The organism is uncultured Ruminococcus sp., assembly GCF_946415235.1.
Classification (GTDB): domain Bacteria; phylum Bacillota; class Clostridia; order Oscillospirales; family Ruminococcaceae; genus Ruminococcus.
In genome coordinates this window covers 13,810-38,333 of the sequence record NZ_CAMKRR010000013.1, presented here as the reverse complement: position 1 = coordinate 38,333, position 24,524 = coordinate 13,810, and the positions used below count along the sequence as shown (strand labels likewise).

Here is a 24,524-nt window from a genome sequence, read left to right as displayed (position 1 = left end):
CAGGCGTACCACACAGATACAGTAATCAATAATAAAAGACAGATACTTCCGAAAGAGGTATCTGTCTTTTTTTCATGCATATTTGAAGCAGTAAGATCACTTGCCTTTTTACGGATCACTGAATACGCGCCTGTTCAAGAGCTTTTCGCGCTGCTTCGATGATACCGTTTGAACTGTAGGTCGCACCCGAGCAGGCATCTATACCGTCTGCGCTGACCTTTGCGCCTATCTGCGGGATAACTGTATTCATGGCATCACTGAAGTACTCGGGATCGTCCTCGTCAGCCCATGCGGAAATGCTTGTTATAGTGTCATTTTCTATGGCAAGCTTTACGTGGACCTTTCCTGCGTAGCCCTCGGCTTCACCCTCATATTCACCGCTGCGGAAAATATAAGTCGGCTGCGGCTCTGCTGTCTGAGCTTCCTCATGCTGCTCCTGTTCGGGCTCGTCATTTTGTTCCTCATGCTTTTCAGTTTCTGCCGACTCTTTATTTTCGTCAGTTACCTTTGTTGTTTCGGTTTCTGTGATGGCAGTTTCCGATGTCTTAGTTGTCGCCGAAGCAGTTCCCGTACTCTTTATACTGCCGCCTGAAGTAGTTAAAGCAGTTCCCACGGCAGTGGTCTCGGGAGCAAATGTAAAAGTTGCCGCGTTATCACTGACAATTTCCTCAGGCTTTGCAGTATCTTTGCCGCCGTTATGAGCCAGAGCTCCCGTAAGTGCTACAGGCAGAACAAAAGCACAGGCGCATACAATATTTGGAATGGTATTCTTTTCGGGCTTTTTGCTTGCAATAAAGTACTTCCTGATACGCATTACGGCATATCCGACGAAAACCGCACTGTAAACAAGGATACTGAGGAAATATCCCTCTCTGCCCTTCTGTGCCTTTGGTACAAAAAGTACAAGGATATGGATAAAGATAAGTGCATAAAAAATATACGCAAGGCGCTGTATCTTCTTCCATGTTTTAGCGTTCATCTTTTTGCGTATCTTCTTGAAGGACATAACTGTGAGCGGCGTCATTATAAGCACCATTGCAAGACATACGATGCTTGTGATAACGAAATCAGAGCCTGTTCTGCCCTTGATAAGATTTGTTATGTACGTCATACCGTATGTTATGATATGCGAAAACGTAAGTATCGCCGCAGTTATTGACAGCTCACCGCGTATGGGCATGAGCTTCTTTATGGGAGCCGAACCGTTCGGCAGAGCACCTGCCCACATGACCACTGCCCAGAATGCAGTTCCGAGAGCTCCGCGGGAGAATATGCCGATAACATATTCACGGACAAATCTGCTTGATACAGTCATATCCGACTGCGTAACAACGACTGAAGCAGCTGTGAGTACAGCTGCCGTGATATAGAAAGCCGCAGGACATTTCTTCAGCGGCTTGTCAAGACAAAAAGCAGTAAGTATTGCTATAAAAAGTGCGATCAAAAATAACATAAATATACCTCTTTACAGTATCTGACCTCCGCAGCATGAGCCGCAGAGGTCATAATTCAGAATGGAGAGTTGGTCAGTCTTTCTTCTTTCTTAATGCAAATGCAGATACACCTGCAAGTGCAAGGAAAGCAGCAGGCAGTGCAATTCCGTCTGTGCCTGTTTTCGGACTGTTGGAGCTTGAAGTCGTTTTTGCAGCTGCAGCAGTTGTTGTCTTGGGCGTTGAAGTTGTCTTTGAAGTTGTTGCAGCAGTAGTAGTTTCAGCAGCCTGATCGTTTATCTCAAACTCGTAATTCTTCTCATAGCCAGTTGATTCAACTGTGAGCTTATACTTGCCCGAGCCGTCGAATACATTTTCCTCACCCGACTTTGCGTCAAGCTTTATCTCACCTGTCTGAGAGTCGATGATAGTTGCTCCGCGTCTGCCTGCGGCGTATCTCTTTTCGCCTACAGTTACGGCTGAGATGTTTTTCAGGTAGTTTGCAGCGTCTGTCAGTGAAGCTCCGTCAGCAGCCACAAGCTTGCCGTCGGAATACTTTACGGGTATAGCGTCGGTGGTAAGTGTAAAGCTTCCTCTTACATCGGAATACTTGCCGCCCTCATCGGACACGGTAAGTGTGTAATTTCCCGGCTGTGCGTTATTGTAGCTTACAGTATTGCCCGATACCGTAAAGCCGTCTGCAACTGTGCCCTTCATCTTGTAATCGGCAGGGAAAGAAGAATTATCAAAGGTAACAGTGCCCTTGCCCGACTTGCCGCTCTCAACTGTAAGACTATCGGCAAACTTTAAAGGAAGATATCCGTTCTGTCCCGAAAGAGTGCTGTAGCCGTTGAGCGTGATGAATGTAACGTCTGTGATAGTCTGTCCCTGTGATGACTTGTAGTGCTCAGAGGAGAGGACATTTCCGTGAGGCTCCTTCTCCTTGACGCCTGCGCCCCATGATATAGCACCGTTTCGCCATATGTTCTCAAGAGCGCGCATACCGTAGTCCGTACCTTCTTTTGTCTTTACGATAACGCCGTAGATATCGCAGTTTGCGGGTATACCCTTAACATTTATCTGATAGTCACCCCAACTTGAAAGGCTCGTTACCGTCATTTCTCCGCTGAGAGCCTCCTCACCGTCTGTATCAACGAGCTTTCCGAAGGACGCCTTGCCGCTTTCCACTGTAACAGGCTTATATGCTTTCGGCTTCTCTGAAAGCTCGGTAAATCCCATTTTGTCGCTGAGCTTTTCAAGGTCCTCCTTGGATATCTCAACAGGATATGTAACGCCGAGGATCTTTCCTCCGCCGTTTTCGGTCTCGGTATTGAAAGTACCTGCGGCAAGTCCGCCGCTCTGCCACTTTCCGTCATCGCCCATGCTTCCCGTATTGTTGCCCTTCCACTTGTTTGTGGTCGCAGAAGAAACTGCGTCAACGGGCACGCTGTTATTGAGCTCGGCCGCGTAGAAATCAGCGTATGGGATATTCATAGTGCCGTATACCTTGTCGCTGTCGGCGGCATTTGCTGTAAAAGGTACCGCATAAGCTGCCATGCAGGCTGCAGCGCATAAAAATGATGTTATCTTCTTCATTTCATTATCTCCTTATGCAAGCTGTGAAGCAAGCTCTTTAAGCTTTGCAAGATCATCGTCTGAAGCAGCTTCGTTTACGATAAAGCCCTCATCACCGATAAGCTCCGCACCCGCTGCCTTTGTACGGTCGTACCAGTTACGCATCCATTCGCCGTCGCCCCAGCCGTAAGAGCCGAAAAGAAGCACTTTCTTGCCGCTGAGCGAAGCCTCGATACCTGTGAAGAATGGCTCGAATGTATCTTCCTCAAGTACCTCTGCACCCATTGCAGGGCATCCGAATGCAAATGCATCATAGTCTGCGGCATTGCCCTTGAACTCAGATACCTCGAAGAGCTCTGCATTCGCACCCTCGGCTGCTGCCTTTGCCATAGCCTCGGTATTGCCCGTGCCGCTCCAATAAATTACTGCTGTTTTCATAAAAGACCTCCTATTATTTTATGGCTTGAAATAAACTCATGCCGTGATTTAATCTATCGAACAGGATATTCCTGCAGCGATCGTAAGTTCTGAATGTCCGCCGCGCCTTTTCGGCATTTCCGTAGACCTTCCAGTAGCCGCACAGCAGGCAGTTCCTGCCGCTGTTGCTGATAAATCCCCTGATATCCTCCACGGGATAACCGAGAAAAGCACCTATCTCGTGAGGAAAGCTGCCGCAGCTCATACGGCGTGACAGCCTGCGGAGCTTTTGTTCAAGGCTCATATCGCAGGTATAGCCGTATTCTGAAAGGAATTGCCGCACTTGCGGCATACCGAGCCATGCAGTCAGCATTTTCTCGTTGCATATATATACAAGTGTACGCCTGCGGCATCTGCAAAGCTGCATTGCCATAAGTCCTTTTCCTGACGCCATTGCTTTGAATTCTTGCAGATACTCGGCAATGGTCCCCTCGTGTATATCAAAGGAAATAAGGTTAGCGCATTTAACTCCGAGGAGAGTAGGTGCACTGTGAAAAGCCAAACAGCTGTCAATGCTTCTGCGCTCAGCTTCGGACATATTTTCTCCCCTTTATCTCTGTAAGCAGCTGTTTCAATGCGCTTACACTTGAGCTGTGAACGTGCTCAACTGGCACGCCTTTTTTCTCGGAGCTTTTCTTGACAGCTCCGAGCATTTTATGGGAACAGGTTCCTGTGAAAACCACCATAAGATCAGGAGTTCCAAGCTTGTTCTCGAAGTCCGCAGGCATCTGAGTAAAGACCTTGGACTTGTGATTGAATGATTTGCAGATATCCTGATAACGTGTTGCCATGCGGTCATTGCCGCCAACGATAACTATGCTCATAATTCCTCCTTTGTGTTAGTTGATACTAATTGATATGCTTTTGTATGGGGCGATGTATGTATCGCCCCGTTATTATGTTTATGTGTTATTTACTTATGGCATTTCCCATGCATGGCGCAATGCTCGCAGCCACAGCCGCAGCCCCCCGTACTTTTACCGTTTTTCCTGTCCTTTGCCATTTTTACAATTATCAGTGCAACAACTGCAATAAGTATCAGCGATACGATGATAGTACCAAGATTTTCAGTCAGCCATGCGAGCATATTATCACTCCTTTATGCCTTTACCTTTACATTGCCCTTGAACTTTGAAGCCTCATGGTACTTCTTCACAAAGAGCATATAGCACATGAACAGAAGTATCAGAGCAGCCGCGATAACGCCGATAACATTTGTCTTGCCTGTGAAAAGTCCGCCGAACTGTGTTATCATAAGAGCGATAGCATAAGCAAATCCGCACTGATAAATGATAGCGAATGCAGTCCACTTAGCATTGTTCATCTCACGCTTGATAGCTCCGATAGCTGCAAAGCATGGAGCACAGAGGAGATTGAACACAAGGAACGAGAAGCCGGTGATGCCTGTGAACTTTGCAGCAAGGGTCTGCCATACAGTACCGTCGCCGCCGCCATAGAGTACGCCCATAGTTCCGACAATATTTTCCTTTGCAACGAGTCCGGTGATTGAAGCAACAGCTGCCTGCCAGTTGCCCCAGCCGAGCGGAGTGAATATCCACGCGATAAGTGAGCCGAAGCCTGCAAGGAGTGAGCTGTCAAGCTGATCCTCCTCAAGCATTGTGAAGCTGCCGTCTACTGTTCCGAAGCGTGACAGGAACCATACAGCAATAGTTGATATGAGTATGATAGAACCTGCCTTCTTGATGAATGACCAGCCGCGCTCCCACATTGAACGGAGAACATTGCTGAGTGTAGGCATATGGTATGCAGGGAGCTCCATAACGAAGGGTGCCGTCTCGCCGGAGAACATCGTTGTCTTTTTCAGCATGATGCCCGAAACGATTATAGCTGCCATGCCGATGAAGTAAGCCGATACCGAGATAAGAGGTGAACCGTCAAAGATAGCTCCCGCGATCATTGCAATGAACGGTACCTTAGCACCGCAGGGAATGAATGTGGTAGTAATGACGGTCATGCGTCTGTCGCGCTCGTTTTCGATAGTTCTCGAAGCCATGATGCCGGGAACTCCGCAGCCCACGCCTACAAGCATAGGTATGAAGGACTTTCCCGAGAGGCCGAACTTTCTGAACACACGGTCGAGAACGAATGCAATACGTGCCATATATCCGCAGGCTTCAAGGAAAGCAAGCAGGAAGAAGAGCACTAACATCTGCGGTACGAATCCGAGAACCGCTCCTACACCTGCAACGATACCGTCAAGAACAAGACCCTTCAGCCAGTCAGCTGCACCGACTTTGTCAAGACCGCTTTCGATTATAGCAGGGATACTGGGCACAAACACGCCGTAATCGGCAGGATCAGGCTCATCGCCTATTCTTTCAACTGTGCTCAGCGCTTCATTGTAATCCTCAAGAGAAGCTGTTTCCTCTGTTGTCTCAAGAGTCTCCTCGTCCTCCACAGTATATGTGAACTCGCCTTCGGGAGCACTCCCCTTTTCTTCAACGTAAGCGTCATAGCCGTCTATTATCTGCTGTGCTTCTGCGTATTCGCCGGCAACCTCGGAGTATGCAGATGAGCCGATGCCAAGCAGATGGAAGCCGTCACCGAAGAGGTTGTCATTGGTCCAGTCCGTAGCCCATGCTCCGGGGCCCTTCATTGCAATGAGATAAACAAGTGTCATAATGACCGCAAAAATCGGAAGTCCCAGCCAGCGGTTGGTAACGACCTTGTCTATCTTGTCGGAAGCTGTAAGGCTGCCTGCATTTTTCTTCTTGTATGACGCCTTGATAACGTCTGCTATGTAGATATAGCGCTCGTTGGTGATGATACTTTCCGCGTCGTCGTCAAGCTCCTTTTCCGCAGCAGCTATATCCTCTTCGATATGCTTCATTGTACTTTCGGGGATGTTCAGCTTTTCGAGTACCTTTTCATCGCGTTCAAACACCTTTATAGCGTACCAGCGCTGCTGCTCCTCGGGCATATCGTGAAGCACTGCTTCTTCGATATGAGCGATAGCGTGTTCAACTGGGCCGCTGAAGGTATGCTGAGGTATGGTCTTTGAATTCTTCGCAGCACTTATCGCTGCCTCGGCAGCTTCGTCAATGCCGGTGCCTTTCAGGGCGGATATCTCAACTATCTTACATCCCAGCTGCTTAGAGAGCTGTGCAATGTTGATCTTGTCGCCGTTTTTCTTCACGACGTCCATCATGTTTATTGCAAGGACAACGGGTATGCCGAGCTCAACGAGCTGAGTTGTCAGGTAGAGATTTCTTTCAAGATTAGTTCCGTCGATTATATTCAGTATAGCGTCAGGTCTGGTTTCGATAAGGTAATTTCTTGCAACGACTTCTTCAAGAGTATAAGGTGATAATGAGTATATTCCCGGCAGATCGGTGATGATGACATCACTGTGCTTTTTGAGCTTTCCCTCCTTCTTCTCAACAGTAACTCCGGGCCAGTTTCCGACGAACTGGTTTGAACCCGTGAGTGCATTGAACAGGGTAGTCTTACCTGCGTTCGGGTTGCCTGCAAGTGCTATTCGCAGTTCCATTTATATCTTCCTTTCAAGTTATTAAAAACTAACACAATATCAAAACATAAGGACTGAAAAAGTCCTTTTGCCTTATCATTCGACCTCGATAAGCTCAGCGTCTGCCTTACGCAGTGAAAGCTCGTAGCCGCGGACCTTTATCTCTATGGGGTCACCGAGAGGAGCTACCTTGCGGACGAATACCTCCGTACCCTTTGTAAGTCCCATGTCCATTATGCGGCGTTTTATTGCACCCTCTCCGTGGAGCTTCTTCACCCTTGCAGTAGAACCTACAGCTGTTTCTCTAAGCGTTTTCATTATCATCACCCCTATCAGACCATTATTCTCCGAGCCATGTCCGCACCGATAGCGATACGTGACTCCTTGACTTTGACAATGACGTTCTCTCCAAGCACATTTATGAGCTTGACTGTTCCGCCGACAGTAAATCCGAGATTTTCAAGATGCTGACGTATCTCGGGAGTTCCTCCCAGCTTCTTGATAGTCAGCTCCTTTTCGGGCTCTGCTAAACTAAGCGGCATCATTTCTCATCCTTCCGATCCAATTATTTTATCATGATACAGTGGTGTGACATTCTGCTTATTATGTTAGTGCTTTATAACGTATAAATAATATCACCTCAGCTTTGATTTGTCAACGATTTGAAAAGTTGGCAGAAAAAGTTTGTATACAATAACAAAATGTGAGTATAAACTAACACAATTTCAGTATTATATTAAGAATTACTCTTAGCTTACCGACAGATCTGCATCAACTGCGATTAACCAAACGCAACAGCTGATATGACTGCTGAAAAAGACAAGGGAGCCCCTTCAGAAAAGAGTCTCCCCCGATCATTATTATAAATGCATTATAATAGTATGCCTTTTATTATATCTCCTGCCTCAGCCTTCAAAAATTTCCTCGAAGTCAAGTCCGCTGTATTTTGCGAACACGTCGTAGACCTCGGGGTATTTGTTTTTTGTGCGGATGACCTTAAGATCATTATCCGTAAAACAGTGCGAAGAGCTTCCCTCTGTACATACAAGACCCGTTTCGCGGCTTATTATCCTGTACGAAACATGGAGCGAAGCACCGTTGAAATTGTCTATCTTCAGATATACTGCAAAAGGCTCGTCAAATCTGAGGGGGCGCTTGTATACAGCTTCCACGGACAGAACGGGCATCACTATGCCCAGAGCCTCTATTTCAGGGAAAGGCATCCCCGCTTCACCGAGATAGTGAACACGTGCTTCCTCGAATATGCGGATGTAGTTTGAATGGTGAACTATCCCCATTTTGTCAGTTTCGTAGTAAAAAACTTTTCTTTCATATGGTCGGATTTTGTTCAAAATAATCTTCCTTTCATTAAAAAAATGTGGTATAATAATATCATTATGAAAAATATTATCGTCGGAGGTGAGCTATGAAGCTGAAAAAACTGCTTAGCAGCCTGCTCAGTACAAATGCGGCTTTTGTTATACTTCTGCTTTTGCAGATATTCTTCCTGATGTTTATGGTGACAAGTCTTGGCGAGCGCTTTGTTCTGGTGTATTTCCTGCTGATAGTACTCGATATCGTGCTCCTTGTATACATCACAAACAAAAACGAGCCTATATCCTACAGAATGGCATGGATAGTGGCAATAAGCATCTTCCCGCTTTTCGGAGGAGTTTCCTATCTGTATCTCAAGCTTTCGCAGCAATTCCCGAAATCATTGGATATGCGTAATCAGAAGCAGTCAAAGGAGCTGCTCGTGCAGGATAAAGCCGTAATGGACGAGCTTTCTCATTACTGTCCTGATTCTCTCAATTTAGCGCGTTATATATCAGATTACGGACTGTACCCCGTATACCGCAATACCGATACGCAGTATTTCCCGCTGGGAGAAATGCAGTTTGAGCGGCTTATTGCAGAGCTTGAAAAAGCCGAGCATTTTATATTCCTCGAATTCTTTATAATCACCAAGGGCTATATGTTCGATACGATGTCAGAGCTGCTTATCCGCAAGGCAAAGCAGGGCGTTGACGTAAGGCTCATGTATGACGGCATAGGCACGGGGATGCTCAATTCCGTAAAGCCCTTCCGCAGGCTTGCGGAAAACGGTGTGAAATGCAAGGTATTCAATCCCTTCCGCCCCATGATATCCTCGGTACAGAACAACCGCGACCACCGCAAGATAGTTGTCATAGACGGTCATACGGCATTCAACGGCGGAACTAACATTGCAGACGAGTATATCAACCGCATAGAGCGCTTCGGCCACTGGAAGGATACAGCCATAATGGTCCGCGGAAAGGCTGTCTGGAACTACACTGTAATGTTTTTGCAGCTGTGGGAAAAGGCGGAAAGCGATGATATCCGCAAATTCTCTCCGCCGCTCTCCGCAAACGCTGATATAAACCGTTATGGCGGCTTTATACAGCCCTTCTCGGATTCACCTCTTGATGAAGAGCCTGTGGGAAAGCGGGTATACCTTGAGCTTATCAGCAATGCAAGGAATTATGTATGCATAACCACCCCTTATCTCATACTTGACGAGGAAATGACCAATGCTCTTGGATTTGCCGCAAAAAAAGGCGTTGATGTAAGGATAATAACTCCCCATATCCCCGATAAATGGTATGTCCATATGATAGCATGGAACAACTACGAAAGACTTACGGCAATGGGAGTAAGGATATACGAATATACCCCGGGATTTATCCATGCCAAGACCTGTGTTGCCGACGGTCTGACAGCTGTAGTGGGGACAATAAACTTTGATTACCGCAGCTTTTACCTGCATTTTGAATGCGGCTCTGTTCTCTACGATATTCCCGTGATAAAGGAAATAGCTGCCGACTTTGAAACGACGATAAAGGCTTCCCACCTCATAACCGCAGAGGAATGCTCGCAAAGGTCTGTAGCCAAAAAAATAGCAGGGGCAATACTTAATATATTTGCTCCCCTGCTGTGATATTAACGCAAAGATGTAAAATATATCGTCAGAAATAGTCTTTTGCGAGGAGACTGCATACACATACCTCGACCGCTTCCGAGTGTATGAGGTCTGAGCTCCTTTGAGTTTCCTCGAACGTAAGACCGCATTTCTCCATTACGCGCCCCGAGGCTTTGTTCTCAGGGGCGTATTTTGCTTCTATCCTGTCTGCATGGACTTCTTCAAAGAAAAACTCGATGACTGCGGCAAAAGCCTCGGTAATGTAGCCGAGCCCCCAGTATGCCGAGCCTAAGCAGAAGCCGACTTCCACAGTATCGGTCTCGTTGTCAACATTTGCCGCAGATATGGTACCTATGGGGAAGCCAACTTCCTTTGGCACGATTACCCAGTGATACCACTGAGGGTCGTTATACTTCATGAGCCATGACTGCCCGAGGGACTGCATCTGTGATATACTGCGGTGAGGCTCACGGCGCAGGTATTTAGTTACCTTCGGGTCGCTGGTCCATACATGGAACGCGACCTCGGTATCGGCTTCCTCAAATCTTCTGAGTATCAGTCTGCTCGTTTCAAGTCTTACAGTTCCAAGGTGTTTCATAATTCACATCATCATGTTCCTGATCCCGACGCAGATAACGGGAAGTTCTCTTACGCTTTTTGTTTTCGTACATTATCTCGTCAGCCTGTGTTATAAGATTAAAGAGCGTTACATCGGCAGTCGCGTCGGTAACTATAGAGCCTATGCTCGCGGATATCTTATAAGGCTTTCGTATGATGCGGTTTATGCTTTCGAGCTGTATATTGAACGTGCTTTCAAGTGCGGGAACATCCTCATCCGTAGCATTTGCGCCGAGTATTATGAACTCGTCGCCGCCGAAACGGGCGCATATCCTGCCGCTCTTGCAGCAGTCCTTGATTATCCTTGCAAGGTGCTGGAGAGCATAATCGCCTTCCTTGTGACCGAAATTGTCGTTGATATACTTAAGTCCGTCCATGTCAATAAAGGATATGAGGACCTTTCTTCCCGCATTCTGACAGGAAGTATATATCTGACCCGCTGTTCTGATAAAACCGTTTCTGTTGAAGATATTGCAGAGCGGATCCACGGTATAGAGCTTGTCGAGCTCGCTTATCATGGAATTGAGGTGAAGCAGCTTGCATATATTCTCCACAGAGTTGCTTATATTAAGCATGAGGGCATGACAGAGAAGGCTTTTCAGCGGGAACGAGCTGTTGATGAATATATAGTATCCGAGGCAGCGCTCGCGGAAGTGCAGAGGCAGGAAATAGCTTACATTACCGCCGCCCGAAACAGGTGTCGGGAACATATCACTGCTGTTAAAGGCTGTAACGGGATTATTTCTTCCGTTAACGAGTATGAGCGGAGCGCTCATCTTTTCGGTATAGCCCTGTATCTGATATATCTCGGGTATCCCGTTCGACGCCTTGCCCGTTATGACCTGATCCCAGTTGGAGCACAGGCATATTGCAAAGCGCTCACACTGTATCTCATGGATAAGGCTGGCAACAGTACGGATATTGTCATCGGGAGTCTCATTTTCCGCAAGCTGTGCAGTTATGCGGTTGAGCAGGGATATATCGTTCCTGAAGCTGTTGAGCATCTTGTATGTCGAGATCTTGTACTCGTCAATATCAATTTTCTCGGCAGTTTTGCATCCGCAGCTCTCCGTAAATACGGGAGAGGACTCAAGAGCAATAGTTTCCTTCTGCTTTTTTCCGTTTACAGCGTTTATTATCACCTCGCAGGCCTTATATCCCGCATCATCCAGCGGACGCGAGACAGTAGTCAGCGCAGGGCGGTGATGCTTTGCGTTGTAGGTATTGTCAAAGCCCGTTACTATAATGTCCTCGGGCACCTTATAGCCCATATTGGTGAGTTCCTCAATAGCAGAGAGCGCCATTGCATCATTTGCACATATTATTGCCTGCGGGTGCTCAAGGGATGAGCTGAAAAAGAATTCTATCGCCTTTTTGCCGTCGGCAGCACGGAAATCTCCGTGGTATATGCGCTCCTCGGGAACTGATATCGAATATTCCTCCATGATATCCTTAAAGGCTCTCTGACGTTCGGAAGCCTCGGGATTTGACACAGGTCCAGCGATATAGTTTATTATTTTCGCACCGTGGACCTCGATAACATGGCTCACGAGAGCTTTCATGGCTGTATAGTTGTCGATGGATATATTGTAGAACTCATGATAGTCTCCGCAGTCGAGGATACTTACAGGGAGCCCCGATTTTTTAACGCGGTTAACGATCTTTTCTTTCTCTATGGGATCGCTTATGGTATTGCTGAGGAGTATCACTCCGTCAAATTTTTCAAAATTGATGAGAGAGAAGATATTGTACTCTCCCACATCGTAATTGCTGTTTGCGAGGACACCGCCAAAGGCGCTGAAGCATGAGATATTGGCATCATGCTCCTTTGCACAGCTTATAATGCCTTCAAAGACGCTGTTCTGATATTCTTCGTCGATTCCTGCAACAATGACTGCGATTTCGATTATTTTCTCCATTAATACACCCCTTTTGTATGATGAAAAAAGAAATTATTGTCAGATATATCTATCCTATCTTTTAATGTATTTGCATTTATTATATCATATTTGCTGTTGGATTTCAAGTATTTTTGGTAAAAAAGTATGATTTTGGCATAAAATGTTAAACAGGCGTAAAAAAGCCATAAAGAAGCCTAAGCTCCTTTATGGCTCTGATCTTATTTCTCATAGGGGTCAAGAGAAGAAAGCTTTCCGAGGAGGAACTCCTGTATACGCAGCGCGTCGTTTGAGGTAACGCCCTTGGCTGTTATATCCACGTCCGCATTTCTCTCGCCTTTTTCGGTGATATGTTTGCTGTCGCTTCCGTTTATGCCGTACTTGTTGGGATTTGCAAGGCTCTGCATAATGAGCACAGCGTCGGACATATCTATCTCGCCGTCGCAGTTGGCGTCGCCGTATTTCACATCTGCTGGAGTAGGAGCTGTTGATGAAGAAGCCGCAGTCGAAGTGACTGTTGCAGTTGTAGTTGAAGTAGTGGTTGTTGTTGTTTTTGAAGTTGTCGAAGCTGTGGTTTTCGGCTGCTCACTGCTTCCGCCCTTGTAAAGGTCCTTCGGAAGCTCCGAAAGGGTTATGCAGAAATCGCTCTGATAGAGCTCAGTAAGCGTCTTTGGGTCCTGATACTGCTCACCGCAGAGGAAGTGCTCCTGCTCCGAGTCGTACCACGGACAGAAATAGAGCCAGTAAGCGTGTTCAACAGTCATATTCTTAAGGCTCGGGACCGTGTCGTTCTCGGGCATTGAGACCATTTTATTTCCCTTTACGAATTTATTGAGGGTATAGAACAGACCAGCCTCCGCGTCCTCATTGGGAGTACCGGCCTGCTTGCCGTCGTGACGGTTGTACTGACAGTTGTATTTGTCATAGCCGACGATATCCACCTTGTCGTCGCCTGAGTACCACTTGGCGGAATTGTCAGACCATGCGTACAGGTTCTGCTCATAGATAAGGTTGTGAAGTCCGTACTCATCCCTGAGAGTATCCTGTAAGAAGGTCCAGAGCTTGTTGTATACAACAGCTCCCTCCTTCGACCACCAGAACCATGCTCCCGAGCCGTCAATGGGGTCCTGAGTATTGCTGGGGTTACCCTCAGCCTCGTGGAACGGTCTGAATATAACGGGAACGCCTGCGTCCTGAAGCTTTTTCAGCTCAGCCGCAAGATTTTTCATACAGAGCTGGAAGTAATCATACTCCATAGTACCCTCTACCATGCAGTTTGCAGTAACGAAATCGGTATTGGGCTTGTACGTTGTCCTTCCGAAGTCGAGAGGCTCCCCGAGGGTATAATCAGCCTTTGTTACAGGTACATTTACGTGCCATGAAGCAGTACATATGCCGTTCTTGTTCTTTGCCCAGTCAATCATGCGCTTTGCAACACCGTCGTCCCATGCATAGCAGGGGCAGTAGCTTCCGAAGTCAAAGCCTCGGATAGCAGGCTCTTCGCCTGTGAGCTCCCTGATATATCTTACCTCATAGTTGTAATCGTTAAGGGTATAGTTGCGGTTCTGCGACTGATAGTTGTACTGCTGACCTTCCTCATCAAAGCACTTCCACACGAACTTCGAACCGTCGTCAGCTGTTGAGATATCGGCTTCATCGAATGTGTATTCCTTTCCGTCCTGGTCGACACACTTTTTCTTTTCCGCGTCAAAGCGGATAGTAGTTGCAACCTCATGACCGCCGCCGTATATCTCCTGCTGTCCCGAGAGGATATGCTTTCCGTAAACGCTCTTGAGATATGCCATAAGAGCCTTTGTCTCGGGAGTTGCATCAGGGTCGCAGGTCGTGCCGCTTGCCTTTGAGAGGTCCGGGAACTCGGCGTTTGATATTGTTACCGTATCTATGGCCATATATCCGTATTCGCATATGAACTCTATCTTGTTGACGCCCTTGTTCATGCGTACCATGCCGAAATCATAGTCCACCCACTTGTCGGAATAAGCAGCCTGAGTGGTATACTTTACGCCGTTGATCTTAACAGCCTGCTGTCTGCCCTCCTCATTGAGTATCTGTGCTCCGTGAACGGTTATGGAGTACATACCGTCCTCGGGAACTGTCACCTCAAAGGAAGCAGGCTTTGCCGTAAGATAGAAGAAGCCCTTTCCCGAATATCCGGGGAGCTCTGTCTGATATATCTTTTCCCACAGCTCAGCGTCCTCCATATCCTCGCCTTCGATAGTATACGGGAACTTTGTAGCAGTACCTCCGTCAGCTGCCACGGAAGTGAAAAGCGCTGACGAGCCTGCCTGTGCAGCCGCAAGCACTCCCGCAGCCGCCAGTGAGATAAGCTTCTGTATTTTTCTGTTCATGTTTTTATCCTCCTTAAAACTGTATATTTTTCTTTATTCATGACTCGGGCAGAGCCTTTATCAGTCCGAGCAGATATTTCTGTATTGCAAGAGCGTCGGAAGTTGTTATGCCGTTTCCTTTGCCTGAAACATCGGCATTAGAGACGTTTTCCACAGCTATAGCGTATTTGTCGGGATTTGCCAGAGACTGCATTATGAGCACAGCGTCCGCCATATCTATGATACCGTCGCCGTTGGCGTCACCTGCTGTCTCCTGTTTCGGAGCCTCAGTTGAAGTCACAGATGTCGTGGTCACCGTTGTTGATGAAGCAGCCGTCGTTGTTGTTTCCGAAGTCGTTGTTGCCGCCGCTGATGCAGCAGTCGTAACTACAGGCGCTGGAGTATCATCCTCTTTAAAGCCGCTTCCCACAGCAATTACACCGTCTTTATAGGAAACAAGAGCGGATTTGAGAGCCTTATTTACAGCATAGCTCTCGTCGTCAACAGCATTGTCGAACTGCCACTTGAGATCGCCGCCGTCAACTCTTCCTGCTTTGGCTGTGACAATAGCAGGCACGTCCTCAGCCCTGTCGGGAGTATACCTATACATTATCTCCGAGGTATCGAAGTTGTTATACACATTATCACCGCTCTTCGACTTTACATTGCCGCTTATCTTTTCATTTGCCGAAGAAGCCTCATAAGCGTCAAAGTCCGTATCATTCTGCTGATAGGAGGTATAGGCTTTCTGTCCCGTCAATATATTGCCGAAGGACTTAATGATACCGCCTGCTTCACCTGAAAAAGTACCGCCTGTTATCTCGTCAGAGCCCTGCATGGAAATGAGCATGGGATACCTGCAATTGCGGAAATAATTATTCTCCGCAAAACATGAAGCTCCCATAGTTACGCCGATACCATACTTTGCATTGCCGTCGAAGTAATTGTTGTAGCAGTGCACCGAACAGGTCCTTATCCTCGGGTGACGGGAATCCGAATGATCGTACCAGTTATGGTGATAGGTTATGTAATTCTCGGTGGATTCCGACTTCATACCCTGTAGATTACACTTTCCGTTATCCCAGAAATGGTTGTAGGAATGAGTAACAAATGCAGAAGTCTTGGTATCGAGAGCACCGTCACCCTTAGCCTGATCCGAGTCCGAACCTGCGTCTCCGTAGAAGAAGTCACAGTTATGCACCCATATATGGTCATTTTTCTGCTGCAAACCGCAGTCGTCGCCCTCATTGCTGTTGCAGTTCATAAAGCCGAGGTTCCTTACCTCCACATTTGAACAGTTCTTCATAACAAGCCCGAAGCCGTTGAATGTCGCATCGCTGCCTATTCCCTCTATGGTACAGCCTGCCTTTACCGCGTCAAGCACAAGGTCGCCCTTTGTGAGCACGGCAGGATCTGTGATATTGCCTATAAAGCGTATATTCAGAGGTCTTTTCTCCTTGCCCTTCTTGTAGCCGAGGATTATATTCTGCACTCCCGTAAGCACTTCCTCGCCTTTTCCTGTTGCGTCGATGCTTGCGGTTACAGTGTCCTTGTTCTCATTTGTAACATATACTAAAACAGCATCACTTTTCAGAGTTCCGTCGTCGTTGTAGGCACCTCCCGAGCTTCCGTTCACGAATCCGAAGCCGCTTCTGTCATGGGCATATGCAGCCGCCTTTGCCTCCGCAGCCTTTGAAGCATCCTCAGCCCCGCCGATCACGGGAACTATTTTCACGGTGTGGCTGCATGCTTTCAGACCTACCGCGTCAGCGCGCATAAAGCCCTTGTACTGCCTGATAAGCATATCGTCGATCTTTTTTCCGTCAACATAAACATTGTAGCCCGAAGCTCCCGATACGGAAGTCCATGTGGCGTATATGCCCTCTGCATAGCCTTCCGTGCTCAGCACCTTTACGCTGCTTTCAGCTGCGTAAGCGGTCATAGCTGCCGTACCCGAAAAATGAACATAAGCCGGAGCCGCCGTGGAAAGAGCTATCATTGCCGCCGCAGCCGCTGCTCTGAGCCTGTAATATCTGCTTTTCATGTTTGATTCCTCCATTATATTAATATCCGCCTGTATGCCTGTGCATACTATTATACTTTATTATATAATGAGAATATGTACTTTTCAATGGCAATTAGCGCTTATAAAATGTACTTTTGAGCTATTTTACCTTTGGGCATACTTTATAAATAAATGATTTTTAACAGCTGCAAATAACATAAAACAATAAAAATGCAGTCTTCTTAAATTTTTTTGAAAATAAGTGAGAAAAACAGCAATTTCTTACGTCTAATAAATAGGAAAAGCTTTAAAAAGGAGGTTCACACATTTTTTAGCAGTAAAAACGGCATTTATCACAGAAGTATCAATCAAAATCCCATAGTAAAGGAGAGATCGGTTATGAAAATGAGTAAAACACTGTCACTGATAGTTTCATCGGCGATTCTGACTTCGTTTATTACAGTTCCCGCCGCGGACGCAGTAACAAGCTCATCTGCCGCAAAGGAGACTTCCGTTTCCTATTCAGCCGACACAGAAGCTGTCACCACCATAAACGGCACCACAAATTATCCCAAAGCCACTGCCACAATTGCAGGCGGAGATACCTTTGCCCTTCTGACTTCTTCATGTAATGTGCAGGTCGGAGAAACCGTAACTATTTCAAAGTGCGGCACAGCAGTTCCCGACTCATGGACAATAGACAATGAAGACGTCATATCCCTTGACTCCACAGGTCTGAAGGTAACAGGACTTAAAGAAGGCACGGCAGTTATCACCTACACCTCAAAGGGCATAAAGCAGAAGGCGGCCGTAAATGTTACAGACGGCGGTTCAAAGACCTTCACCGATAAGGTAGCATACACCGCAGGTATGTTTGTTTTCTTTGCAGAAAACGGCGTATACAAAATTGATCCGAAGGTCATCTTACCTGACAGCAGCGCATTTACTGCGGGAAACACTGTATATACCGAGTTTGAATACAGAGTTGCCGACGATATGCGAACAATTACGGCAGTAAATAAAGCGAAAGTCCTCTCCTCTGAGGAAATGCCTCTTGATATGCCTTTATCAGCAGAGTTTACCGATACTGTAGAAGCAGTTGACCTTAATTACGTTCAGTTCAGAGATCACGGCGGATATTACCTTAATATGGACTACGCGCTCATCTACAGCAAGGAGTTCACAAGGCTCGAAGCAGGCGAGGAGTGCACAGCAAGCTTCATGTACAGGGATTATGCTGATACAAAAGTCATAATAAATTTTGATAAGCTTGATTCTTCCGAAACAGGCATATGCTCTAACTGCGGAAAGAAAGTTCCCCGCAACCATATCATCACCACTTCCTTCGGTCAGAAAGTCTGCGACGAATGTAAGGATCACGGTTGGTGCGGAGACGTCGTTGAGAATGAATTCACCGACCTTGTAACGGCAAAATACGGACAATATATCAGATTCCGCACTCACGGAAGATACAGCACAGCCGACGCAGAAGGTGCTGATATGCTCGATGATATCAAAGTTGGCGATACTGTATCCATAAAATTTGAAAGCGTATCCACCTATGAGGCAAAAATGCTGAAGATAAACGAACTTAATGTTATCAGCAATACTTCCGCAGTAACAACACTGCCAAACACAGCGACAGATGTAAAAACCACAACTACCACAGCAGAACCCGAGGTATGGATGTACGGAACAGGCGTGGATCACTTCGGCAGCATAAAGACTCTCCCAACCAAAACGATCTATGACGCGGGCGAGGAGCTTGATCTCAGCGGACTTGTCATAAATTCTTATCACTCTGTAGCGAGACATTCCAACAAGGGTAACAGTGACTACTTAAGAACTGATTATGAATGGGAGGTTGAGAAGATAGCTCCCGAATACATAACCATATCAGACTTCACAGGCAAGACCTATACTGCTGACGAATTCCCGACGCTCCCCGGCGGCAGTGCTTATACAGTAAAGCTCGGCAAGGCAGGAGCTTCCGCGATAGCTCTCAGCGTTAAGGGGGATCAGTACGAAAAAGAGCTTTACGGCGTAAACGACTTCACATTCAGAGTATACATAAACTCTGATAAAGACAGTTCAAAGTTCATACGCATAGACAATGCAGAGGTCGAGTCCTTTGGATACGGCACAACAAGCCACGGCTTCAAGCTGAAGGGCATGGACGAATTCAGCATAGACATGGACGCACATATGCACGCAGGATATGCGATCGAAGACGATATCCGCAAGGGCGACACAGTATCGGGCGTTCTTGAGATCAACCCGAAAAGCAACTACATCTATCTCGGCGACCTTGAGATAGTAAAGTACAGCGGTGAAACAGGCGACGCAAACAGTGACGGCACAGTTGACATTGCAGATGCGGTAATGATAATGCAGGCACTTGCCAACCCGAACAAGTACGGACTAAACGGCACAGACGCAAGATGCATCAAAAAGAGGGGTAAAAGTCTTGCGGACATGAACGGCGACGGAATAACCGTACTCGATGCACAGCTCATACAGAACAGGCTGCTCGGACTCTGAAAGGTCATATATACAAAAGAAAGCATGATATAGATAAAATAAAAGGCTCTCCGTAAAGGAGAGCCTTTCGCAATATGCAAGAAAGCTCCGCATAAAGCGGAGCTTGTATCATTCTTAGAAGAGGTTAAAATCGCCAAGGATATCGCCGTTAACAACATAGTAAACCCTGTTTACGTCAGGTCTTATATAGATGTCAACCTTATCGGCTTTCTTAACGCCTGAAGCCTTTGTAGCCTTTGCAATAAGGTCAGCAGTACTTACCTCTGAACCCATTGCCTGAATAACTACCTTGCTGTCTACGGCAGCTGCAGCAGTCTTCTTAGCAGCAGGCTTCTTTGCAGCGGGCTTCTTAGCAACAGCCTTCTTTTCAGCAGGCTTCTTTGCAGCAGGCTTCTTAGCAGGAGCCTTCTTAGCAGCAGGCTTCTTTGCAACGGCCTTCTTTTCAGCAGGCTTCTTTGCAGCAGCTGCCTTAGCAGCGGGAGCCTTCTTCTCCTCTACAGGAGCAGCAGCTGTATCTACTACTTTCTTTTCTGCAGTCTTGTTATCTGGCATGATAGTATCCTCCTTAGAATTACTTGTTTACAGCGTTCTTGAGCGCCTGACCAGCCTTGAAAGCAGGTGCCTTTGAAGCAGGAGCAGTCATCATTTTCTTTGTCTGAGGGTTGATGACCTGCTTAGCCTTACGGTCACGAACCTCAAATGTACCAAATCCAACGATAGAAACCTTCTCACCGCCTGCGAGAGCGTCTGTAATTGTTGAGATGATTGCGTTTACAGCAGTCTCAGCGTTCTTCTTTGTGAAGTCAGCCTTGTCAGCTACTGCACTGATTAATTCGGTCTTTGTCATAGTTAGTATCCTCCATAAATAAGATTTTACAATTGAATTATATACCCATTATTCCAATTTGTCAAGTAATTCATGAAAAAAAGACAAATTGACGTATATACAGCCATTTGCAAGGTGTTTTTTATTCAAATCAAACAGAGAATTTGCCTATTTTCCGTTCAAAAAAATTTTTCACGCAAAATTTTATAATACACATAGTATAAAACAGTCAATATATTCCGAAATATAAAGGATTTCAAGGAGTGGAAAAATCTCAGAATTTGTTGACCAATTTTGAAAAAAAGGGTATCCGAGCACATTTTTCTCTTATTATCCTCTGAACGCAAAATCAGGAATTTGCCTGTTCTGCGTTGTTTTGGGCATATATCAAAAAGCTTTTTCATACATCTTTCGTAAAAAAACAGCCCTGACCTGTAAAACAGTACAAATCAGAGCCGTTATTTTTGTGCACTATGGAGATTTTGAAAATTATTTTTTTCTTATTAAACGGTTTTCCGTTTAATTTCAGTCGATTTCAGCCCTCTTACAGAAGGCGTTATATTATTTCTCAGTCTGCGACCAATTTTCCGTTTGCGTCAATATCAATATCTATGACATCTCCCGCCGCGAGGTTTCCGCCTATGATACGCTTAGCCGCAAGAGTCTCCACATTGCGCTGAATGAACCTTCTCAGCGGTCTTGCGCCGAAGTTTGGATCGTAGCCGCACTCAACGATATAATTCTTTGCTGCTTCGCTGACATTTATGCGGATATGCTTGTCATCGAGACGCTTTTGCAGGTCTGCAAGCATAAGGTCAACTATCTTGATTATCTCGGTCTTTGCCAGCGGCTTATAGAAGATTATCTCGTCAAGACGGTTGAGGAACTCCGGACGGAACTGAGTCTTGAGCAGTCCCTCCACCTGTGAACGCGCCTCCTCGGTTATCTCGCCGTTTGCGTCGATACCGTCAAGGATATAAGGTGAACCGAGGTTTGAAGTGAGTATTATGATAGTATTCTTGAAGTCTACAGTTCTTCCCTGCGAGTCTGTGATACGTCCGTCGTCAAGTACCTGCAGAAGTATATTGAACACGTCGGGGTGAGCCTTTTCTATCTCATCAAAGAGCACTACAGAATAAGGCTTTCTGCGGACCGCTTCTGTGAGCTGACCGCCCTCGTCATAGCCTACATATCCTGGAGGCGCTCCGATGAGGCGGCTCACGCTGAATTTCTCCATGTATTCGCTCATGTCGATACGTATGATATTTCTCTCATCGTCAAAGAGTATCTCGGAAAGAGCCTTTGCAAGCTCTGTTTTACCAACACCCGTTGGTCCGAGGAAGAGGAACGAGCCTATAGGTCTGTCGGGCGCCTGTATTCCCGCACGTGAACGGAGTATAGCCTCGCTGACCTTTGTAACGGCTTCATCCTGACCGATGACTCTCTTGTGGAGAAGTCCTTCAAGTCCCAGTATCATTTCCTTTTCGCCCTCCATGAGCTTTGAAACGGGTATACCTGTCCAGCGGCATACTATCTTTGCGATCTCGTCCTCAGTTACCTTGTCACGGAGCAGTCTGCCGTTTTCAACGTCATGCTCAGCCTGCTTTTCAAGCTCTTCCAGTTCCTTCTGAAGCTGGGGGAGCTTTCCGTACTTAAGCTCAGCCGCCCTGTTGAGGTCGTATTCGCGCTCTGCCTTGTCTATCTCGCCGCCTGTGCGCTCTATCTCCTCACGGAGCTTCTGCACAGCGGATATATCATTCTTTTCGTTCTCCCACTTTGCCTTCATGCTGTTGAACTTCTCACGAAGCTCTGCAAGCTCCTTCTGTATCTCCTCAAGATGCTCCTGAGAGATATTATCGCTTTCCTTTTTGAGTGCAGCCTCTTCAATTTCAAGCTGAACTATCTTACGGGAGATAACGTCCAGCTCTGTAGGCATGGAGTCCATTTCTGTACGGATAGTCGCACAGGCTTCATCAATAAGGTCGATAGCCTTATCGGGGAGGAAACGGTCTGTGATATAGCGGTTTGAAAGTACAGCCGCGGATATGAGCGCATTATCGCTTATCTTAACGCCGTGGAAGACCTCATAGCGTTCCTTAAGACCACGCAGTATGGATATCGTATCCTCAACGCTGGGTTCATCGACCATAACAGGCTGGAAACGTCTTTCAAGAGCAGGATCCTTCTCGATGTACTGGCGGTACTCATTAAGTGTAGTTGCACCTATACAGTGAAGCTCGCCTCTTGCAAGCATAGGCTTCAGGAGATTACCCGCGTCCATAGCACCATCGGTCTTTCCGGCACCTACAATAGTATGAAGCTCATCAATAAAGAGAAGTATCTGTCCGTTGCTGTTCTTTATCTCATTGAGAACAGCCTTCAGACGCTCCTCAAACTCGCCTCTGTACTTTGCTCCTGCGACGAGAGCTCCCATATCGAGTGAGAAGACTTTTCTGTCCTTAAGACTGTCAGGAACATCGCCTGCCACGATACGAAGGGCAAGTCCCTCGGCAATGGCAGTTTTTCCGACGCCCGGCTCACCGATGAGGACAGGGTTGTTTTTCGTCTTTCTTGAAAGTATTCTGATAACATTGCGTATCTCGCTGTCACGGCCGATAACGGGGTCGAGCTTGTTTCGCCTGGCAAGTCCGACGAGCTCCTGACCGTATTTTGTGAGCACATCGTATGTGTCCTCGGGATTTTCAGTAGTAACACGGGTATTTCCTCTAACAGACATAAGAGCGCTGAGGAAGCTGTCCTTATTGATATTGAATGTACCGAAAAGCTGTGATACATCCCTGTCCTTGCAGTCGATAAGCGCAAGCATGAGGTGCTCCACAGATACGAACTCGTCCTTCATGTTTGAAGCGATGCTCTCGGCATTTGTGAGGACGCGGTCACATTCAGCTGAGATACCGATATTGCTGCTCCTGCCGCTGCCTGTAACCTTTGGCAGGCTGTTTATCTTCTTCTCGATCTCGCTGTCAAATATGTCCTCGTCTATATTCATTTTTTTCAGCAGCTGAGGGATAAGACCGCTCTCCTGCCTTATAAGTCCCGCAAGAAGGTGTATAGGCTCGATAACGGAGTTCGACTGCATAACAGCGATACTCTGAGCCTTTCTTACGGCGTCAATTGACTTCTGAGTTAATTTCTCTGCATTCATAAAAATATCCTCCTGTCATTTTTCATATTTATCCTTGCTTTCTTCTTCCTAAATGATATATCTGCTAAGAAGAGCACGGTAATTCTTTTCAAGTACTCGGGCGCTCTCGGCAAAAGCCTCGGGAGCTGCAAAATAAGTCTTTACGGCATGATCGAGGTCCTTGATATACTCGCCTATGGCCTCTCCAGCCTGTTCACCTGTAAGAGCACCTGTATTTATGAGCTTTCGTGAGAAGCTTCCGTCACCTATCTCGCAGCTGTAGCCTTCAACGCCAATACCTGAAAGATAGGCATTTTCAAGCTTTGCCCTGTATGCAAAAAAGCTGTGGAACATATCAATGAGTGCGGCACTCTGAGTACGTATATTGACACGAAGTGTACCGAGATACTGCTGCGGCGAGCGTTCAAGCTCTACCTTATAGCTTATAGTCGGTCGGTACTTATACTCCAATGCAGTACGAACAGTCATGAGTGAAGGCGAACGCTGTTCCTGTATCCTGAAAGAGCTGCTCACAAGCTGTGTCACCTGTCCGAATATCTCGCGCATACGCATTTCGGGAGTAACACAGGAAAGGTGCTCTGCGAGTATCTGATTTATAAGATTGGAGCGGCTCGTCCCGAGCCTGTATGCCTGTTCATCCACGGCTTTTATAACATCATCCATGAGAACGAGGCTGTAAACGCTTTTTTTCATAGGCACATCACTTCCCTTCTCTGTTATATACATAATATCACGGATTATAGAATTTGTCAATCGGATTATATAATCTTTCACACAAATTTCACAATGCAAAAAAATTCCGCTCGCAAGGAGCGGAGAATTCGGCCCAAACGATTTTCATCGTTTAGCACTGTGGACCGAGCCATAGACAATAAGTTAAAATAAGTTATTGAGAATAGAAAACATGAAAAAATTACAAATGAAAGGGGTTAGTTTTATTACTTGACAAAACTATCTCTATGGCGTGCAAGTGAAACTAATACTCAAGATCAAGCACATGAGAGGGGAGGGTACTTGAAGCTGAATACCATTAATCTTCATTTGCTGATATTATTATATTGCATATCTACGTACATTTCAATATACATTTATACACTAAAATATAATATCGTGTACTTTTGACTGTTTTTTCACTATTTTTCACGTTAATTTTTTATTAATATGTTTTCTGATTTCTCTTATTTACAATTTGTATGAATATTGTTTTAT

General features: G+C 46.4%; 20 protein-coding genes. 2 read left to right on the top strand and 18 right to left on the bottom strand.

Annotated elements, in window-relative coordinates:
- Window positions 1–115: 115 nt before the first annotated feature.
- The 10 genes from Q0R37_RS05000 to Q0R37_RS04955 form a co-directional block, all read right to left on the bottom strand.
- Window positions 116–1,453 (bottom strand): FMN-binding protein, encoded by a 1,338-nt coding sequence (locus Q0R37_RS05000; RefSeq protein ID WP_294752081.1) that lies wholly within the window; start codon window positions 1,451–1,453, stop codon window positions 116–118.
- 73 nt (window positions 1,454–1,526) lie between these two features.
- Window positions 1,527–3,026: a hemoblobin-interacting domain-containing protein gene (locus tag Q0R37_RS04995; RefSeq protein ID WP_294752079.1), complete on the bottom strand. Its 1,500-nt coding sequence runs from the start codon at window positions 3,024–3,026 to the stop codon at window positions 1,527–1,529.
- Between the two features lie 12 nt (window positions 3,027–3,038).
- A complete protein-coding gene (locus Q0R37_RS04990) occupies window positions 3,039–3,443 on the bottom strand; it encodes a flavodoxin (protein ID WP_294752076.1) in 405 nt (134 codons plus the stop codon).
- Between the two features lie 13 nt (window positions 3,444–3,456).
- Entirely contained in the window at window positions 3,457–4,020 is a 564-nt protein-coding gene (locus Q0R37_RS04985) for a DUF3793 family protein (RefSeq protein ID WP_294752074.1), read from the bottom strand.
- Window positions 4,007–4,306, bottom strand: a complete 300-nt coding sequence (locus tag Q0R37_RS04980; RefSeq protein WP_294752071.1) for a DUF2325 domain-containing protein — start codon at window positions 4,304–4,306, stop codon at window positions 4,007–4,009. Before Q0R37_RS04980 ends, Q0R37_RS04985 begins: the two co-directional genes overlap by 14 nt.
- 89 nt (window positions 4,307–4,395) lie before the next feature.
- A complete protein-coding gene (locus Q0R37_RS04975; RefSeq protein WP_294752068.1) occupies window positions 4,396–4,569 on the bottom strand; it encodes a FeoB-associated Cys-rich membrane protein in 174 nt (57 codons plus the stop codon).
- Window positions 4,570–4,581: 12 nt separating this feature from the next.
- Complete coding sequence (locus Q0R37_RS04970; protein WP_294752065.1) at window positions 4,582–6,993, bottom strand: ferrous iron transporter B; 2,412 nt, start codon at window positions 6,991–6,993, stop codon at window positions 4,582–4,584.
- 75 nt (window positions 6,994–7,068) lie between these two features.
- Entirely contained in the window at window positions 7,069–7,290 is a 222-nt protein-coding gene (locus tag Q0R37_RS04965; RefSeq protein WP_294752063.1) for a ferrous iron transport protein A, read from the bottom strand.
- A 14-nt stretch (window positions 7,291–7,304) separates the two neighbouring features.
- Window positions 7,305–7,517 (bottom strand): FeoA family protein, encoded by a 213-nt coding sequence (locus Q0R37_RS04960; protein WP_074717498.1) that lies wholly within the window; start codon window positions 7,515–7,517, stop codon window positions 7,305–7,307.
- Between the two features lie 360 nt (window positions 7,518–7,877).
- Window positions 7,878–8,324, bottom strand: coding sequence for an acyl-CoA thioesterase (locus tag Q0R37_RS04955; RefSeq protein ID WP_294752055.1), 447 nt, complete (start codon window positions 8,322–8,324; stop codon window positions 7,878–7,880).
- Between the two features lie 74 nt (window positions 8,325–8,398).
- Here Q0R37_RS04955 and cls point away from each other — a divergent pair, with 74 nt between their 5' ends.
- Window positions 8,399–9,931, top strand: coding sequence for a cardiolipin synthase (cls, locus tag Q0R37_RS04950; RefSeq protein WP_294752052.1), 1,533 nt, complete (start codon window positions 8,399–8,401; stop codon window positions 9,929–9,931).
- 28 nt (window positions 9,932–9,959) lie between these two features.
- Here cls and Q0R37_RS04945 read toward each other — a convergent pair whose 3' ends face one another.
- The 4 genes from Q0R37_RS04945 to Q0R37_RS04930 form a co-directional block, all read right to left on the bottom strand.
- Window positions 9,960–10,511 carry a GNAT family N-acetyltransferase gene (locus Q0R37_RS04945; protein ID WP_294752049.1) on the bottom strand — a complete coding sequence of 184 codons (552 nt, stop codon included), beginning with the start codon at window positions 10,509–10,511 and terminating at the stop codon, window positions 9,960–9,962.
- Window positions 10,483–12,450, bottom strand: coding sequence for a GGDEF domain-containing protein (locus tag Q0R37_RS04940; protein WP_294752046.1), 1,968 nt, complete (start codon window positions 12,448–12,450; stop codon window positions 10,483–10,485). Before Q0R37_RS04940 ends, Q0R37_RS04945 begins: the two co-directional genes overlap by 29 nt.
- Before the next feature lie 200 nt (window positions 12,451–12,650).
- Complete coding sequence (locus tag Q0R37_RS04935; RefSeq protein WP_294752043.1) at window positions 12,651–14,798, bottom strand: glycosyl hydrolase; 2,148 nt, start codon at window positions 14,796–14,798, stop codon at window positions 12,651–12,653.
- A 37-nt stretch (window positions 14,799–14,835) separates the two neighbouring features.
- On the bottom strand, window positions 14,836–16,821 hold the full coding sequence (locus tag Q0R37_RS04930) for a dockerin type I domain-containing protein (RefSeq protein WP_294752040.1): 1,986 nt from the start codon (window positions 16,819–16,821) through the stop codon (window positions 14,836–14,838).
- Between the two features lie 360 nt (window positions 16,822–17,181).
- On the opposite strand from Q0R37_RS04930, the gene Q0R37_RS04925 reads away from it, so the two are divergent.
- A complete protein-coding gene (locus tag Q0R37_RS04925; protein ID WP_294752037.1) occupies window positions 17,182–19,323 on the top strand; it encodes a dockerin type I domain-containing protein in 2,142 nt (713 codons plus the stop codon).
- A 114-nt stretch (window positions 19,324–19,437) separates the two neighbouring features.
- Here the strand turns inward: Q0R37_RS04925 and Q0R37_RS04920 are convergent, their stop codons facing one another.
- The 4 genes from Q0R37_RS04920 to Q0R37_RS04905 form a co-directional block, all read right to left on the bottom strand.
- Window positions 19,438–19,875 carry a DUF6465 family protein gene (locus tag Q0R37_RS04920; protein WP_294752035.1) on the bottom strand — a complete coding sequence of 146 codons (438 nt, stop codon included), beginning with the start codon at window positions 19,873–19,875 and terminating at the stop codon, window positions 19,438–19,440.
- A 19-nt stretch (window positions 19,876–19,894) separates the two neighbouring features.
- A complete protein-coding gene (locus Q0R37_RS04915; RefSeq protein WP_294752033.1) occupies window positions 19,895–20,170 on the bottom strand; it encodes an HU family DNA-binding protein in 276 nt (91 codons plus the stop codon).
- A 547-nt stretch (window positions 20,171–20,717) separates the two neighbouring features.
- The gene (gene clpB, locus Q0R37_RS04910) at window positions 20,718–23,315 is read right to left on the bottom strand and encodes an ATP-dependent chaperone ClpB (RefSeq protein ID WP_294752030.1); all 2,598 of its coding nucleotides are present in this window, start codon (window positions 23,313–23,315) and stop codon (window positions 20,718–20,720) included.
- 48 nt (window positions 23,316–23,363) lie between these two features.
- On the bottom strand, window positions 23,364–24,008 hold the full coding sequence (locus tag Q0R37_RS04905) for a hypothetical protein (protein ID WP_294752028.1): 645 nt from the start codon (window positions 24,006–24,008) through the stop codon (window positions 23,364–23,366).
- Window positions 24,009–24,524: the final 516 nt, after the last annotated feature.